14 protein-coding genes are annotated in these 14,552 nt (G+C 76.7%); 8 read left to right on the forward strand and 6 right to left on the reverse strand.

Going from position 1 to position 14,552, the window contains the following annotated elements; translation table 11 throughout:
* Positions 1-59 precede the first annotated feature (59 nt).
* From BMZ50_RS24000 to BMZ50_RS04965, 4 genes are all read left to right on the forward strand, one after another.
* A complete protein-coding gene (locus tag BMZ50_RS24000) occupies positions 60-926 on the forward strand; it encodes a DUF2267 domain-containing protein (RefSeq protein ID WP_177212639.1) in 867 nt (288 codons plus the stop codon).
* 83 nt (positions 927-1,009) lie between these two features.
* Positions 1,010-1,489: a VOC family protein gene (locus BMZ50_RS04955; protein WP_091321805.1), complete on the forward strand. Its 480-nt coding sequence runs from the start codon at positions 1,010-1,012 to the stop codon at positions 1,487-1,489.
* 88 nt (positions 1,490-1,577) lie between these two features.
* On the forward strand, positions 1,578-2,339 hold the full coding sequence (locus BMZ50_RS04960; protein ID WP_245753355.1) for a class I SAM-dependent methyltransferase: 762 nt from the start codon (positions 1,578-1,580) through the stop codon (positions 2,337-2,339).
* Entirely contained in the window at positions 2,336-3,505 is a 1,170-nt protein-coding gene (locus BMZ50_RS04965; RefSeq protein WP_091321809.1) for an alkaline phosphatase family protein, read from the forward strand. The genes BMZ50_RS04960 and BMZ50_RS04965 overlap by 4 nt, the downstream gene beginning before the upstream one ends.
* Here BMZ50_RS04965 and BMZ50_RS04970 read toward each other — a convergent pair.
* From BMZ50_RS04970 to BMZ50_RS04980, 3 genes are all read right to left on the reverse strand, one after another.
* Positions 3,502-4,443: a ferredoxin family protein gene (locus tag BMZ50_RS04970; RefSeq protein ID WP_091321811.1), complete on the reverse strand. Its 942-nt coding sequence runs from the start codon at positions 4,441-4,443 to the stop codon at positions 3,502-3,504. The two genes, BMZ50_RS04965 and BMZ50_RS04970, sit on opposite strands and share 4 nt — an antisense overlap.
* Before the next feature lie 19 nt (positions 4,444-4,462).
* Positions 4,463-5,446, reverse strand: a complete 984-nt coding sequence (locus tag BMZ50_RS04975) for a cupin domain-containing protein (protein ID WP_342708009.1) — start codon at positions 5,444-5,446, stop codon at positions 4,463-4,465.
* Positions 5,447-5,787: 341 nt separating this feature from the next.
* A complete protein-coding gene (locus BMZ50_RS04980; RefSeq protein WP_091321815.1) occupies positions 5,788-6,177 on the reverse strand; it encodes a BatC protein in 390 nt (129 codons plus the stop codon).
* A gap of 298 nt (positions 6,178-6,475) precedes the next feature.
* On the opposite strand from BMZ50_RS04980, the gene dinB reads away from it, so the two are divergent.
* The 3 genes from dinB (at position 6,476) to BMZ50_RS04995 (ending at position 8,705) form a co-directional block, all read left to right on the forward strand.
* Positions 6,476-7,678, forward strand: coding sequence for a DNA polymerase IV (gene dinB / locus BMZ50_RS04985; protein WP_091321976.1), 1,203 nt, complete (start codon positions 6,476-6,478; stop codon positions 7,676-7,678).
* Between the two features lie 183 nt (positions 7,679-7,861).
* Positions 7,862-8,263: a DUF3040 domain-containing protein gene (locus BMZ50_RS04990; protein WP_091321817.1), complete on the forward strand. Its 402-nt coding sequence runs from the start codon at positions 7,862-7,864 to the stop codon at positions 8,261-8,263.
* A gap of 76 nt (positions 8,264-8,339) precedes the next feature.
* Positions 8,340-8,705, forward strand: coding sequence for a DUF2750 domain-containing protein (locus BMZ50_RS04995; protein WP_091321819.1), 366 nt, complete (start codon positions 8,340-8,342; stop codon positions 8,703-8,705).
* Positions 8,706-8,720: 15 nt separating this feature from the next.
* On the opposite strand, the gene BMZ50_RS05000 is transcribed toward BMZ50_RS04995, so the two are convergent.
* Genes BMZ50_RS05000 through BMZ50_RS05010 form a run of 3 tightly spaced genes read right to left on the reverse strand, consistent with a single transcriptional unit; the run spans position 8,721 to position 13,461 of the window.
* A complete protein-coding gene (locus tag BMZ50_RS05000; RefSeq protein WP_091321979.1) occupies positions 8,721-11,105 on the reverse strand; it encodes a transglutaminase TgpA family protein in 2,385 nt (794 codons plus the stop codon).
* Positions 11,102-12,475, reverse strand: a complete 1,374-nt coding sequence (locus BMZ50_RS05005; protein ID WP_091321821.1) for a DUF58 domain-containing protein — start codon at positions 12,473-12,475, stop codon at positions 11,102-11,104. The genes BMZ50_RS05000 and BMZ50_RS05005 overlap by 4 nt, the downstream gene beginning before the upstream one ends.
* 2 nt (positions 12,476-12,477) lie before the next feature.
* The gene (locus tag BMZ50_RS05010; protein ID WP_143087082.1) at positions 12,478-13,461 is read right to left on the reverse strand and encodes an AAA family ATPase; all 984 of its coding nucleotides are present in this window, start codon (positions 13,459-13,461) and stop codon (positions 12,478-12,480) included.
* A 337-nt stretch (positions 13,462-13,798) separates the two neighbouring features.
* On the opposite strand from BMZ50_RS05010, the gene mraZ reads away from it, so the two are divergent.
* Entirely contained in the window at positions 13,799-14,233 is a 435-nt protein-coding gene (mraZ, locus tag BMZ50_RS05015) for a division/cell wall cluster transcriptional repressor MraZ (protein WP_091321823.1), read from the forward strand.
* The last annotated feature ends 319 nt before the right edge of the window (positions 14,234-14,552 follow it).

The raw sequence follows: 14,552 nt of genomic DNA on the forward strand, positions 1-14,552 counted from the left end.
CCCCGGGACGGGGTAAGCAGGAGTGCGTTGTCGCGACGGAGGCACCAGGAGGGCCTTCCGTGGAGTACGACGAATTCATCGACCGCGTCGCCGAACGCGCGGGCGTGAGCCGCGAGCAGGCAGCGGTCCTCACCCAGGCCACCCTGGCGGTCCTGGCGGACCGGATCAGCGGTGGCCAGGCCGCCGATCTCGAGGTGCAGCTGCCGGAGAAGCTCGCCCGGCCGCTGCGGAAGTCACCCCAGAAGCCGGCGGAGAAGTACGGCTTCGCCGAGTTCGTGGAGAAGGTGCGCGACCGGGCGGTCGACGTCCCGCCGGAGGCGATCCTGCCCGGTATCCGCGCGGTGATGCTCACCCTGCGCGACGCCGTGGCGGAGAAGGAGTTCCGGGACACGCTGGCCCAGCTGCCCCACGAGTTCCGGGAGATGCTGCAGGAGGAGCGCCGTCCCGAGGTGGGCACGCAGGAATCCGCCGAGTCGGGCGGCGATCGGACCGCCGGGGCAGCGGCACGGGGCGGACAGCGGGCCGGCGGCCCGGCGCCGGCGGTCTCGCAGGACGACGCGCTCGTGCAGCGGACCGCCGAACGGGCCGGTTTCCCGGCTGCGGAGGCCGCCGAGCTCACCCGGGCGACGTTGTCGGTCCTCGGCGACCGGATCGGCGGACAGCAGGCCCACGACCTGGCCCAGCGGCTGCCCGACGCCAGCGCCCAGTGGCTCGACGAGCCACCGGACACCCCGGCCCAGGACTACGGCGTCGAGGACTTCGTCAGCCGGGTCCGGGACCTGACCAACGACGTGCCCGACGACGACATCACCCCCGGCATCCAGGCGGTGCTGATCGCCCTGCGCGACGCGGCCGGTGAGACCGAAGTCGACATCGCCCTGCAGCCGCTGTCGGACGATTACGACGTCCTGGTGCAGATCAGCTGAGCCCGCTCCGATGAGTTCGGGCAGGGGGCACGGTCACCACCTGGAGACCGGCAGCACGCCGGACCCGGAGAGAGGACCACCCGATGCCCACGCAGATCCCGTGCTTGTGGTTCGACGGCCAGGCCGAGGAGGCCGCCGCCCACTACACTTCGATCTTCCCCAACTCCTCGATCGGCGAGATCACCCGCTACGGGCCGGGCATGCCGATGCCCGAGGGCAGCGCGATGACGGTCAGCTTCACCCTCGACCGCCAGGAGTACGTCGGGCTCAACGGCGGCCCGCAGTTCCCTTTCAGCGAGGCGATCTCCTTCCAGATCATGTGCGCCGACCAGGAGGAGGTCGACCACTACTGGGACCGGCTCACCCAGGGCGGCGAGGAGAGCATGTGCGGCTGGCTCAAGGACAAATTCGGCGTCTCCTGGCAGGTCGTCCCCACCGAGCTCCTCGCACTGCTCCAGGACCCCGATCCCGGCCGCGCGCAGCGCGCCGGCGAGGCGCTGATGACCATGCGCCGGATCGACACCGCCGCGATCAGGCGAGCCGCCGACCAGGTACCGGCCTGAGACCCGGGCCGGTCCGCTCCGCGCACGGCCGTGCGCGACCCGGTGACCGGCGCGCGGCGCCACTAGGCTCCGACGGGTGCCGCCGTCTGTGCCTGCCTCTCCCGCCGCGGACCAGCTGCCCGCCCGCGCCGCCGCCGTCTGGGCCGCTCTCGATCCGGTCGTCACCGCCGGCGCCCCGCTGCGCGTGCTCGACGTCGGCGGCGGCAGCGGTAACTTCGCCGTTCCCCTGGCCCGGCTCGGGCACGAGGTGACGGTGGTCGACCCGAGCGCCGACGCTCTCGCCACCCTCTCCCGGCGGGCGGGGACCGCCGGCGTGGGGGACCGGGTGCGCGGCGTCCAGGGCGACGGTGACCTCCTGCACGAGGTGATCCCCGCGGCTGCCGGCACCGACGGTAGTTACGACCTGGCCCTGTGCCACTCGGTGCTCGAGGTCGTCGACGACCCGGCCACCACCCTCCACGAGCTCGCCCGCGCCCTGCGCCCGGGCGGCACCGCCAGCATCGCCGCCGCCAACCGGGCCGGCGCGGTGCTGGCCCGGGCCGTCGCCGGGCATCCCGTCGAGGCGCTCGCCCTGCTCGAGGACCGGGACCCCGCCCCGCGTCGGGCCCGGAGGCCGGCCCGCCGCCGGTTCGCCCCCGCCGACCTGCTCGCACTCGTCGAGGCCGCCGGCCTGCGGCCGGGCGCCTGGCGGGGCGTCTCCGTGGTCGCCGACCTGCTCGACATGACCTCCGGCGAAGCCGCCTCCGGCGCCGACCCCGACGCGGTCCGCCGGCTCGAGCTGGCCCTGGCCGGAAGCTCGCCCTACCGGGACGTCGCCGCCGGCGTGCACCTGCTCGCCACCCGCCCATGACGCTCCCGGCGGACCTGCAGCGCCCCGCCTACGAGGCGGCCACCCTCGCCGACGTGCTGCCCGGCGTCGCCGCCGCGCTCGGCGTGCCGGTCCCGCGCGGGGGCCTCCCGCCCGACCCGCTCGGCCTCGCGGCGGCGCTGGGCGGAGCCCGCCGGGTCGCCGTCCTGCTCGTCGACGGCCTGGGTGCCGACCTGGTCCGCGCCCACGCCGACCTGGCCCCGACCCTCGCCGCGCTCGCCGCGCCCGCCGGGGACATCTCCGCCCCCTGCCCGAGCACCACCCCGGTCAGCCTCACCACGCTGGGCACCGGCCTCCCGCCCGGCAGCCACGGTGTACTGGGCTTCGTCACCGCCGTGCCGGGGGAGGAGCGCACGCTCAACCACGTCCAGTGGGCCGACGACCCCGACCCCGCGATCTGGCAGCCGCGGCGCAGCGTCTTCGAGCACGTCGCCGCCGCGGGGGTGGAGGTCACCGCCGTCGCCCCGTACGCCTTCGCCGGCTCCGGGCTCACCCGGGCCGCCTACCGCGGCGCGCGCTACGCGGGCACCGTCAGCGCCGGGGACCTCGCCGCCGTCCTGCTCCAATCCCTGGCCACCGGGCCGCGCACGCTGGTCTACGGCTACACCGCCGAGCTTGACCTCACCGGCCACGTGCGCGGGCTGGACTCCGCCAGCTGGCGCGCGCAGCTGGTCCTCGTCGACCGGCTCGTCGAGCAGGTGGTGGCCGGCCTGCCCGACGACGCCGCCCTGCTGGTCACCGCCGACCACGGGATGCTCGACGTCCCGCCGGCCACCCGGGTCGACCTCGACGCCGAACCCGACCTCACCGAGCAGGTCCGGCTGCTCGCCGGCGAGCCTCGGGCCCGCTACCTGCACACCGTCCCTGGCGCGGAGGACGACGTCCTCGCGCGGTGGCGGGAGATCGTGGGTGACCGGGCGTGGGTGGCCGGACGGGACGAGGCGATCGCCAGCGGCGTCTTCGGCCCCGTGGACGACGGCCTGGCGGCGCGGATCGGTGACGTCGTCGCGCTCGCCCGGGGTACCTGGGCGCTGACCGCCACCCAGCAGGAGCCCGGGCCCAGCCGGCTGGTCGCCTACCACGGCTCGCTGACCGCCACCGAGCTCGCGATCCCGCTGCTCCTGGCCCGCGGCCGCGCCCTGCGCTAGACCGGGTGCACCAGCCGGACGTGCCAGGTGCGGGTGTGCGCGGGGTGGGTCGCCCGGCAGGTCAGGAGCACCGCCTCCTCGGACAGCCGGCTCTCCACATCGGCGACGACGTCACCGGCCGGGCCGGCCAGCGTCACGACCCACCGTTCGATGTCCGCCCCCGCCGGGGACGTGCGCCGCACGCTCCGCGGCGGCAGGTCGTCCACCCCGAGCAGGGACAGCTCGCCCCGGGCGGTGTGCTGCGCGGCCTGCACCGGCGCCGGGAACCCGGCCCGGCCGCGCAGCCACGGCAGCGCCACCCGCCCGGCCGCGTGCGCGGCGATCAGCTCGGCGCCGTCGCCGGGGACCTGCCCGTAGTAGAAGCCGTGCGGCAGCACCACCACGTTTGCGGCGAAGCGGTCACCGCCCAGGTGGCTGCACTCCCAGACGTCGGAGGCGGGCAGGCAGCGCGCCAGGGGCCGGCCGCGCAGCGCGCAGCATGCGTCGTGCCCCCCGTGCGCGCAGACCAGGTAGGTGGGGTCCTCGGCGCGCCGCCCCACCGAGCCGTCCCAGGGGACGTCGATCAGTTCGGCGTCCGAGGACCGCACCGACCACCACAGCCCCTCGTGCCCGGGCCGGCCGTCGGCGTAGGCCCAGCGCCGCTGCGAGTCGGCCAGCCGGTCGCCGGGGCGGCGCACCAGGAGCAGCCGCACTCCCTCGACCCGCGCCCGGTGGGCGAGGCGGGGCGCGACCTGGGGGTCGAAGCGGGACTGGTGCAGCGCGTCGATCCCCCACGGCCCGGGCTGCTCGATCAGCAGCCAGCGCTGCGCGGGGGAGGCCGTGGCCACGGGCGAGTCGCCGCGCAGCCGGGCCTGCACCGAGCAGAGCTTCTCGTCGAGCCGGCCGACGGGCTTGCCGGGCGTGCTCGCGGGATGGCAGAAGTCGGCGGCGTCGGTCACGCGGCGAGATCCGGGCGGCTCACGGTCCGGTCCCGGGCGTGCACGCACGCTCCTCATCGTCCTCCGCGTGCGCATCGGTGACGGGGACGGCACCGGGGACGACGGCGACCGACTCGGTGACCAGCCGCCGGGCCAGGGTCAGCCGCTCGGCCGCGTCGAGCCCCGGCAGGTCGGCGACCTTGAGCTCACGGGCGGCCAGCAGCGCGGCCAACGCCGGCCGGGTCGGCGCGGGCAGCTCCAGCGTCCGGCGTCCGGCGACCAGGGACACCCGTCCCTCGACCGGCTCCCGCAGCTGGCAGCGCAGCCGGCGGCGCAGCCGCAGCACGGTGTCCGCGGTGAGGTCCGCCGCGGCGGCCGCCTGGGCCAGCGGGGTCACCGGCTCGGGGCGCACCTGCGCCCACGTCCGGGAGCGCAGCCGGTCGGCCACCTCCGCGGGGTCGACCCGGTCCAGCCAGGTCTTGAGCCCCTCGATCACGGCGGCCACGTCGTCGGCCACGCCGGCGGGGTCGGCCAGGTCCAGCCCGACCGGCAGGGAGGTGCGCAGCGCAAGGTCCTCGGCGGCCAGCACCCGCACGAGGTCGAGGGTCGATTCGGCGGCCGCCCAGCGGGTCACCGGGTGCACGCCGATGGTGAGGTGGGCGCTGATCTCGCCCAGCGCCACCGCCGAGTGGAGGTAGCCGCGGGGCAGGTAGAGGGCGTCGCCGGGGCGCAGCACCGCGTCGATGACCGGCTCGCCCTCGGCAGCCGCGGCCACCTCGTCGGCGCGGTCGTTCCAGGGCTGGGTGCGCAGCGGCGCCGGCAGCACCGGCTCGTGGATGCGCCAGTGCTTCTCGCCGGCCACCTGCAGGACGAAGACGTCGTGCACGTCGTAGTGCGGGGAGAACCCGCGCGAGGACGGCGGGGTGACGTAGGCGTTGACCTGCGTCGGGTGGCCCAGGTCGGCTGCCAGCTGGTCGGCGAACTCCATCAGTGGCGGCCACAGCCGGTGCAGTCCCTGCAGCACGACGGTGCTGCCGTCGGCGAACAGCCGCAGGACCGCGTCGGAGGAGACCTGGTCAGCGATCTCGGCGCCCGCGCCCCCCGAGGTGGTGAACCGCTTCGGGTCGACGACGGCGCCGTCCTTGGCGATCCGCAGGAACGGGGTGCGCAGGCCTCGGCGGGAGAGCAGCTCGTCGACCGCGGCGAGGTCCAGCAGGTCGGCGAAGGACTCGCCGGTCTGGGCGGCGCGGGTGAGCAGGGGACGGCGGGCCCAGTACTGCTCGGCGAAGACCTGCGGCTCGAGGTTCGTGCACCGCCGCAGGGCCGGCCTGCCATCCGGCCGGCCCTGCGGCGTGGGGTCCTCGTTCAGACCGGACGCCCCGCGCCGGAGTCGGCCCCGCCGTCCGCGCCTCCGTCGGCACCCCGGTCGGCCCCTCCGTCGGCCCCTCCGTCGGCCCCTCCGTCGGCCCCTCCGTCGGCACCCTTGTCACCGCCGATCACGTCGCGGACCTTGTCGCGGACCTTGTCGATCAGTCCGCCATCGGCACCGCCGTCCGCGCCGCCGTCGGCACCGCCGTCCGCGCCCCCGTCGGCACCGCCGTCCGCGCCCCCGTCGGCACCGCCGTCCGCGCCACCATCGGCACCGCCGTCCGCGCCACCATCGGCGCCACCGTCCTGCTGACCGGGCGTGCCGGGGCCGGCACCGCTGTCAGCGGGGCCTTCCGTGCTGGTCATGTCGTCGTCGTCGAGCGCCATGGCTTCTCCGATCGCGTCGGTCGTCGGACCGCCGGCCAGCGGCCCCCGGCGGCCTCCTTACCTCACCCGGCACCGCCTCACACATGCCGCGGCGCCCCCGGGACGAGCCGGGTGTGCGTGCGGCGGTGCCGGGTAGACGGGCCTCGCGCTGACCTCCGAGCCGTGCCCGTCGAGCAGACCCGGGCGCGGCGGGTTCGGGCACCACCTGGACCGCCTGGTTACCGGCCCGGGGCTCGGCTGACCGCTAGTCTCCGTCCTGGATGTCGAACAGGTGTTCGACGACGGGGAGGATGTGGTCGTGGGAAGGTCGTCGGGTCGTGCGGCGGGCTGCACCGTGCTGCACGTCGACATGGACGCGTTCTTCGCCAGCGTCGAGGTGCGGCGCCGCCCCGAGCTGGCCGGCACGCCGGTCATCGTGGGCGGGGCCGGCAGCCGCGGGGTGGTGACCTCGGCCACCTACGAGGCCCGCCGCTACGGCGTGCGCGCCGCGATGCCGGTGTCCCGGGCGCTGCGGCTGTGCCCGACGGCGACGGTGCTGCCCGGCGACCTGGCCCTCTACAGCGAGGTCTCCCGGGCGGTGATGGCGCTGTTCCGCTCGGTCACGCCGCTGGTGGAGCCGCTGTCGCTGGACGAGGCGTTCCTCGACGTCGCCGGGGCCGGCCGCCGGTTGGGTGACGCCGCCGGGATCGGGGAGTACATCCGCGCCCGGGTCTACGACGAGCAGGGCATCACCTGCTCGGTGGGCGTGGCCGGTACCAAGTTCGTGGCCAAGCTGGCCTCCACCCGCGCCAAGCCCGACGGGATGCTCGTCGTCCGGCCGGCCGAGGTCATGGACTTCCTGCACCCGCTCCCGGTCGGCGCGCTGTGGGGGGTCGGCGCGAAGACCGAGGAGGTGCTGCTGCGGCTGGGGTTGCGCACCGTCGGGGAGCTCGCGCACGTGCCGGCGCGCACGCTGCAGCGGGCGCTGGGCCAGGCGGCGGGCGCGCACCTGCACGAGCTGGCCTGGGGCCGCGACCCCCGGCGGGTGGTGCCCGACGAACCCGAGAAGTCGGCCGGCCACGAGGAGACCTTCGCCACCGACGTCGACGACCCCGCGGTCATCCACCGGGAGCTGCTGCGGCTGGCCGAGCGGACGGCGGGCCGGTTGCGCTCGGGCGGCTGGCTGGCCCGCACGGTCAGCATCAAGGTGCGCTTCGCCGACTTCGCGACGATCACCCGCGCCCGCACCCTCGACGTCCCCACCGACGTCGGGCAGGAGCTCTACGACGTCGCCCGCGCCCTGTTCGATGCGCTGGGCCTGGACCGGGCGCGCATCCGGCTGGTCGGGGTGCGCGCCGAGCGGCTGGTCCCGGCGGACTCCGCGCCCCTCCAGCTGGAGCTCGGGGCCCGGGAGCGCGGCCGCCGCGAGGCCGAGCTCGCCGCCGACCGGGCCGCCCGCCGGTTCGGGGCAGGCGCGGTGCGCCCGGCGACCCTGCTGCACCGCGCCGGGGGCGGGAGATGACCCCTCCGGGAACCCCCGGCGACCCCCGCTCGTCCTGGTCGGTGGAGGCTGCGACGCACCCGCGAGGGTGATCGCGGCGGGTCGGTGCCGACTCGCCTTTCGCGCCCTGCGAAGGGCTCGTATCCTCGAAGTCACCGTCGGCGGCACCTCCGACGGGTGTGTAATGGCCCATGGGAGGTCGACGTGCCGCTCTCCGAGCACGAGCAGCGACTGCTGGAGCAGATCGAGCGCGCCCTCGTCGATGACGATCCCAAGTTCGCCTCGTCGGTCCGCACCGGTGACCGCCGGATCAAGGCCCGCCGCAAGCTGCAGCTCGGCGCCCTGCTGGTCCTCGTCGGCATGGCCGTCCTCGTCGGCGGCGCGGTAGTGCCCTCCGTCCCCCTCGGCGTTCTCGGGTTCCTCATCGCCTTCGGCGGCCTGGCCCTGGCCGTCCTCAACTACAAGTCCGCGACGGGTGCGGTCGAGGCCGGCCCGGCCGGTCCGGCCGGGGGGCCCGCCGGCCGCGGGCGCGGCAAGGGCAAGGCCCGTCGCCAGCCGCTGAAGGACCGCCTCGAGGAGCGGTTCCGCCGCCGCTACGACCAGTAGCCCTCCCTCCTCCCGGCAGCCGTCGTCCTCCGGGACGGCGGCTGCCGTGTGTCCGAGCCCGAATCGAGGAGCAGCTGTGCCGGACGACCCGATCGCCGCGATGTGGGCCGCCGCCCGGGCCCAGGGCGGGCTGTGGGGCTGGGGGGACGCCGACGGCATCGTCCCCTGGACCGACGACTCCGGCCGCATCGTCGTCCCGCTGTGGACCGACGGGCGGCGGGCGGAGGCCGAGGCGGGGGCCGGCGCGGACCCCGGCGAGGCGCCCGTGCTCCTCGACCTGGAGGACCTGCTCGCCGAGATCCCGCTCTGGCTGGCGGCCGGCGTGAGCGCGGCCGGCCTGCAGTCCGACGGCGGGCGCTTCCTGCTCACCCTCTCGCTGCCCGAGCTGACCGAGGCGCTCCTGCGGCTGCAGGTGAACGGCGGCCCCGGCGACCCGGCCTGAGCGGTCCGCCGGGCCTCAGCCGGGCAGCGGCGCGCCACGGCGCGGCCGCCACCGGGCCGCACGCAGCACCCGCGCCCGCAGGGCGGCCACCAGCGACGCCGGCCACAGCGCCGCCCGGAGCCGGGCGCCCCGGGGCGCGGTCCGCTGCAGCCCGCGCCGCGCCGTGACCAGCGCCGCGCGCAGCTCCGGATCCGCGGAGGCGCCCCCCGGCCGGGCGTAGCTGGCCACCTCCTCGGCCCGCGCCAGCAGGTGCACGGCGTCGACTGCCGCCTGGGCGGGCACGTGCCGGACACCGGCGCGGGAGCCGTCGACGACGGACCCGGCGAGCGCGGCGGCCACCTGCCGCGGGGTCCGTGCCGGATCGTGCGCCACACCCAGGTCCAGGGCGGTCGCCGACAGCTCGTCCCACAGCGCGGCGGCGCTGCCCTCGGCCAGGCGGCGCCGTCGCTGCAGGGCGCGCAGCCCCGCGGGGAGCGCGCCGAGCGCGGCCACCGCCAGGACCGCCGCCGTCCCGAGCAGCACCGGGCGCACCCGGTCGGTCGGCTCCTGGACCAGCGGTGCCGCCGGCGCGCCCTGCGGGACCCGGCCCGGCTGGGGGGCGGGCGCGGTCGGTCCCGGCAGCGGCGCGACCGGGGCCTCGACCCGGTCGTCGACCTGCTGGTCCTGGGGTCGCGGGGACCACGGCAGCTCCACCGCCCGGTCCGCGTCGATCGGCGTCGGGTCGAACGGCACCCATCCCAGGTCGTCGAAGTAGACCTCCACCCACGCGTGCGCGTCGTCGCTGGTGACCAGCCGGCTGCCGTCGGGCTGCACCGTGCCGGGCGTGTAGCCGAGCACCACCCGCGCCGGCACGCCCGCCACGCGCACCAGCGCGGCCATCGCACCCGCGTACTGCTCGCAGTAACCCCGGCGCAGCCGCAGGAAGTCCAGGAGGTCGTCGCCGCTGGTCCCGGGAGCGGTGGAGAGGGAGTACTGGTAGCCGTTGGCCGGGTCGGTGAAGTGGGCGTAGATCGCCCGAACCCGCTCATAGGGGGTGGTGGCGCCGGCGGTCAACGTCTCCACCAGGCCGATCACGCCCGGATCCATCGGAGGCAGGGCCGTGAAGCGCTCGGCCACCGGGGAACCGGCCGGCAGGGGACCGGCCGTGACCAGCTCCCGCTCGGTCGGGCGAGGCTCCACCGAGACCACCGAGTACGTCCGCCCGGCCGTCGCGGTGTCCCGGCCGAAGACGGTGCTCGTGCCGGGGTCGAACCGCCACTGCTGCGGATCGTCCACGGTGACCGCCAGCGGGGAGAGGAACACCGGCAGGAAGCGGTCCTCGTGGCCGAGCGCGGTGATCAGCGCGTCGACCGGCCGGCCCTCGCGCCGTCCCGGGAGGGGGGCCAGCGCGTCGCTGTCGGCGACCGACATCTCGCCGTCGAGGTTTCCGAGCGACCAGCCCTGCGCCGCGTCGTACACCTCCAGTGCCACCACGCGCAGGTAGCCGGGGTCGTCGACGGAGGCGTCGACCCGCAGCAGGTCGATCGGCTCGTCGAGGGTCAGCTGGCCCTGCAACGCGGCGGCGGGATCCAGGGCGGTCCCGGTGGACCCGCCCCCGGAGCCCGGACCCAGGCCGGCGGTGACCCTGCCCTCGGCCAGGGTGGGGACGACGGCGCCGACCACCACGCCCAGCACCACCGCGACGACCGCGGTGCGCAGGGCGGGGAGCGTGCCGGCGAGCATCGACCGGCGGCCCCAGAGGGGCTGGTTGCCCACCCGGCGCTGCTGGTCGGACCACAGCAGCAGGGCCAGCCCGGCGGCCGGCGCGGCGACCGCGAGCAAGCCGATCGACCCGGTCACGGTGCTCACCGGGACGCAGAAGAGGACCAGCAGCCCCAGCCCGGCCAGCGCCGGCTGCCGGCCCGCCACGGTGATGAGGTCGACGACGACGGCGACACCGCCGACCATCAGCACCGTCAGGGCCACCAGCCCGGTCAGCGGCAGCGCAGGGGGCGCCTGCTCACGCAGCTCCGCGGAGCCGTCGGTGAACACCGACGCCAGCTCGGGCAGGCTCGCCGGCGTGGGGAACCACCCCAGGAACGCCGTCGCCGGCGCGAACAGCGCCGTCAGCAAGCAGGCCAGCAGGGCCAGTTGCCCCAGCGGGACCAGCAGGACGCCGAGGCCGCCCCACAGCGCCGGCACCGGCCGCCCGCCCGAGAGCCCGGCCCACAGCAAGGACCCGGCGGCGCGCAGCGCCAGCCCGCCGGCGGCGACGACGGCCACGGCCGCCAGCACCGGCGGCAACCACGACCGGCCGGCGAACACCGGGACCAGGGCGAGGGTGCCCAGCGCGGTGGCGACGGCCGCGGCCAGCGTCGTGCCGGCGTCCTGGAGGGTCGCGCCGGCGGGGGAGCCGGTCATGCCGGCACGCCGCGCGGGCCCGGGGCCGGTGCCAGCCCGTGCCGGGCGAGCCGGGCCCATACCGAGGCGAGGGAGTCCTCGGCCCCGGCCGCCACGACCTGCCAGCCGCTCGCGCGGAGCAGCTCGGCGGCGGCCTCCTGCTGCCGGGTCAGCTCCGCGTGCGCCCCGGCGGAGGACGACCTCCGGGCGGGCGGCACACCGGTCCCGGCCCAGCTGCCGATGTCGGTGAGCACGGCCAGGTCGGTGATCGGTCCGGACCGCGCCCGCACCAGCTCCGCCGCCTCGTCCGGGCCGAGCGCCCCGAGCAGGGCGACGACCGGGCCGTCGCCCGCGGTCCGGGCCAGCAGGTCCAGGCCAGGGCCCAGGCCGGAGACCCGGGAAGGACCCACGGCGGCCAGCCGGTCCAGCAGCTCCCCGGGGCCCAGGCCGCCGCGGTGCTCGGTCGGCGTCAGCTCGCCGGCGTCGGTGACCACGCGCAGAACCGCGCCCCGGCGGATCAGCTCGGTGCCGATGCTCGCCGCCGCCTCGATCAGCCACTCCAGGCTGTCCGCCGGTGGCGCGTCGTCGTGCGCCGTCGGCGGGCGGTGGCCGGCCGTGCGTCCCCGGGCCAGCAGGTGCGCGCGGCTGCGGGTGTCCAGCAGCACGGTGGCCTGCGCCCGCCAGGGCCGCTCCTCCAGCCGCACCATCAGCTCGCCGGTGCGCGCGGTCGCCCGCCAGTGCACCTTGCGCAGGTCGTCGCCGTGCCGGTAGGCGCGGGTGCTGACGTCGTCCTCGCCGTGGACGGCGAACGACCGGCGGGCGCCCTGCCCGCCGCCGCCGTGCCCGCCGGCCGGGCCGCCCGGGCCGAGGGGCAGCACCCGCGGTACCACCACCACTGGTGCGCTGTCGATGCCCGTGACGCTGCGCAGCACCAGCCCGAACGGGTCGACCAGCCGCAGCCGCAGCGGGCCGAGGCGGAAGTGGCCGCGGCGCAGCCCGTGCACCCGGTACTGCAGGGACGCCGTGCCGCCCCCGGCCAGCCGCTCCACCACGAACTCGGGGGAGGGGCCCAGGTCGGCCGGCACCGACTCGGCCAGCAGCCAGAGCCCCCCGGCGCCCTGGCTCGAGTTGGTGACCTCGAGCCGGACCTCGGCGGACCCGCCCCGCGGCACCCGCGAAGGGCTCACCGTCCGGCGGGAGGAGACCCGGAAGCGGCGCCGGGCGACGGTCGCGGCCGACAGCAGCGGCAGGGCGAGGACGAAGACCGCGATCTGGGTGAGCGGCCGCTCCCCGAGCAGCACGCCGAGGGCCAGGAGGGTGAGCCCCGCGGCCACGAGGCACCGCCCGCGCAGCGTGAGCGAGGACAGCGCTGTCGCGACCGGCCCCCGCACGGTCAGCGTCCGCGCGGGACGGGCACGGTCGCCAGCAGGTCGCTCACCACCTGCTCGGCGCTGCGCCGACCGGCCGCCGCGTCCGACGAGAGCAGCAGTCGGTGGCTCAGCACCGGCAGGGCCACCGTCTGGACGTCGTCGGGCAGCACGTGGTCGCGGCCGGCGAGCGCTGCGGCGGCCCGGGCGGTGCGCAGCAGCTGCAGCCCGGCCCGCGGGGAGGCGCCCAGGCGCAGGTGCGGGGAGCGGCGGGTGGCCTCCACCAGGGTGACCACGTACCGGCGGACGGCCTCGGACACGTGCAGCGTTCCCACGGCGGCCACCAGCGCGCGGACGGTCGCCGCGTCGGCCACCGCGGTCAGCGACGCGAGCGGGTCGGTCGTGACCAGGTCGTCGAGCATGGCCAGCTCGGCCTCGCGGTCGGGGTAGCCCATCGACACCCGCGCGGTGAACCGGTCGCGCTGCGCCTCGGGGAGGGGATAGGTGCCCTCCATCTCGATGGGGTTCTGGGTGGCCATCACCAGGAACGGGCGGGCCAGCTCGTAGCTGACCCCATCGACCGTCACCTGCCGCTCCGCCATGCACTCCAGCAACGCCGACTGCGTCTTGGGCGAGGCGCGGTTGATCTCGTCGGCGACGACGATGTTCGCGAACACCGCGCCGGGCTTGAACTCGAACGCGCGGCTCTCCTGGTCGTAGATCGCCACACCGGTCACGTCGCTCGGCAGCAGGTCGGGCGTGAACTGGATGCGCCGCACGCTCGCGTCGATCGAGGCGGCCAGCGCCTTGGCCAGCGTCGTCTTGCCCACGCCGGGCACGTCCTCGACCAGCAGGTGGCCCTCGGCGAGCAGGACCACGAGCGCCAGGTGCACGACGTCGGGCTTGCCGTGGACGACGCGGGCCATGTTCGCCGCGATGCGCGCTCCCTCGGCCGCGACGTCGACCGAGGAGCCGGCCGTCCCGTCAGCGGTACGTGTCACCTCGGTCACATGGCCACGGTACGTGCGCGCAGCGGCGCTCGGGCGATCGCGCGGAGTGACCGGCCTGCTCCCCCCACTTTCGGGGCGCTGGGGCCGCCGCCGGAGGCCGTGACCGTCCGCGACGGCGGGCAGGTCGAAGGGCCCGCGGGTGGGGCGCCGGGGGCCGCCGCGGCCGTCGCGACGACGGCGCGCTGACCTGCGCGAGCGGCGGTGGGGAGGGCCGGTCACGACATGGTGTCGAGTGGTGTCCAGTGGGGGCCAGTGGGTTACTGTGTGGCCCGGTGGGGAGGCAGGGCCCGGACGGGTCCCCGCAATCCGTGGGAGGACCAATGGGGGAGGTGATCCGGTGTTCGTCGGCAGCTATCCGCTGCGGCTGGACGAGAAGGGCCGGCTCGCACTCCCCGTCCGCTTCCGCGAGCAGGTGGCCGGCGGCATGGTGATCAAGAAGGGCCAGGAGCGCTGCATCTACGGCCTCACCATGGCCCGCGTCGCCGAGCAGAGCGCCGCTGCCGCCGCGATGGCGCCCTCCGACACCGCGGCCGCCCGCATGCGGGCCCGCATGAGCTTCGGGTCGATGGTCGAGGTCGAGCCGGACAAGACCGGCCGCATCACCATCCCCGTCAACCTGCGGGAGTACGCCGGCCTCGACCGCGACGTCGTCGTGGTCGGCGTCGACACCCGCTTCGAGATCTGGGACTCCGCCACCTGGGACGCCTACGTGGCCGAGCAGGAGGCCAGCTACGCCGAGATGGAGAGCGAGGGGATGCCCACCCTCTCCTGATCCGTCCCGTCCCCCCGACCCCTCCGCGCCCCACCCCGACCGAGCCGACTTCCCCGCGGCTCGACCGGACGGCCCGAGCCGCCTTCCCCGCGGCTCGGACTCCCGCGGCGTCCGGAGGAGATCCACCGCCCGATCGGGCGCGACGCCGGCCGGCTTCCCCGCCGGAGCCGGCGCGAGCCCTCCCCGTCCCCGCGGGGCACCTCCTGACGCACTTCCCCGGCGCCAGGCGGCCCCGCGGGGGGCGGGCCGGGCGTCGGGTCGCTCGGGCGCCCCACCTCGCCCCACCTGCCCCACCGCGCCCCACCCCGGGGCGCGTCCG

Source organism: Geodermatophilus ruber, from assembly GCF_900114385.1.
In the GTDB taxonomy this organism is placed as follows: domain Bacteria; phylum Actinomycetota; class Actinomycetes; order Mycobacteriales; family Geodermatophilaceae; genus Geodermatophilus; species Geodermatophilus ruber.

What these genes read in the sequence shown, in the direction of transcription:
- BMZ50_RS04955 (WP_091321805.1), top strand. Translation starts at nt 1,010, where the DNA reads ATGCCCACGCAGATCCCGTGCTTGTGGTTCGACGGCCAGGCCGAGGAG.
- BMZ50_RS04965 (WP_091321809.1), top strand. Translation starts at nt 2,336, where the DNA reads ATGACGCTCCCGGCGGACCTGCAGCGCCCCGCCTACGAGGCGGCCACC.
- BMZ50_RS04980 (WP_091321815.1), bottom strand. Translation starts at nt 6,177, where the DNA reads ATGGCGCTCGACGACGACGACATGACCAGCACGGAAGGCCCCGCTGAC.
- BMZ50_RS05000 (WP_091321979.1), bottom strand. Translation starts at nt 11,105, where the DNA reads ATGACCGGCTCCCCCGCCGGCGCGACCCTCCAGGACGCCGGCACGACG.